Here is a 751-nt window from a genome sequence, read left to right as displayed (position 1 = left end):
CGAACTGTGGGTCGGGATGACCCATCTTCTCGGTGAAATACTGGTAGTTCATCCCCGCAGGGATCTCGTCCAGTAGTTCGGCAGTCTCCTCGTCGGGGTGCTGGAGATCCTCGTCGGACACGTCTACGGTATTGAGAACGTCACCCGCACCGACCCACGGTGATTTAGTCATCTGCCGTGACACCCGTCTGCGCGGACGTATCCACACTCGGTGCCTCGATCTCGCTGGCGGGGGCGTGCGTTGGTTCGGGGAACTGGGGTTCCGTGTCGGTATCTGTGCGCGTCCCGATGAAGAACACACGACGACGCTTCTGTGGGACGCCGTAGTCCGCGGCGTTCAACGTCATGTGTTCTACGTTGTACCCCGCCTGCTGGAAGTCCTCGTACAGCAGTTCGATGGTTTCACCGTCATCGATCGACTCGATCCCCGTGACGTTCTCCATCACGAACCAGTCGGGCTGGAAGTAGTCTACGTACTTAGCGTATCGGAAGACGAGATTGTTCCGCGGGTCGTCTTCGTTGCGGTCGTGGTTCGCCGTCGAGAAACCCTGACAGGGCGGCCCACCGACGATCCCGTCTACGTCTTCACGATAGATAGTCGTCTCTACGGCGAAGGTTGCGGGTTCCGTTTCCGCGAGGTTGTAGTTGTACGCAGGATGCTCAAAGTTCGCGGCGTACGTCTCAAGCGCCTGCTCGTCGTTGTCCACACCCGCGATTACGTTCGCGCCAGCTCGCTGGACGCCGAGGGTGA

General features: G+C 59.7%; 1 protein-coding gene. It reads right to left on the bottom strand.

Going from position 1 to position 751, the window contains the following annotated elements; genetic code table 11:
- Positions 1 to 164: 164 nt before the first annotated feature.
- The coding region (locus tag EXE42_RS16140; protein ID WP_137706975.1) for a DNA cytosine methyltransferase at positions 165 to 751 on the bottom strand (587 nt) is incomplete at its 5' end.

The organism is Halorubrum sp. SP3, assembly GCF_005435195.1.
In the GTDB taxonomy this organism is placed as follows: Archaea; Halobacteriota; Halobacteria; order Halobacteriales; family Haloferacaceae; genus Halorubrum; species Halorubrum sodomense.
This window is presented reverse-complemented; position numbering and strand designations above follow the sequence as displayed.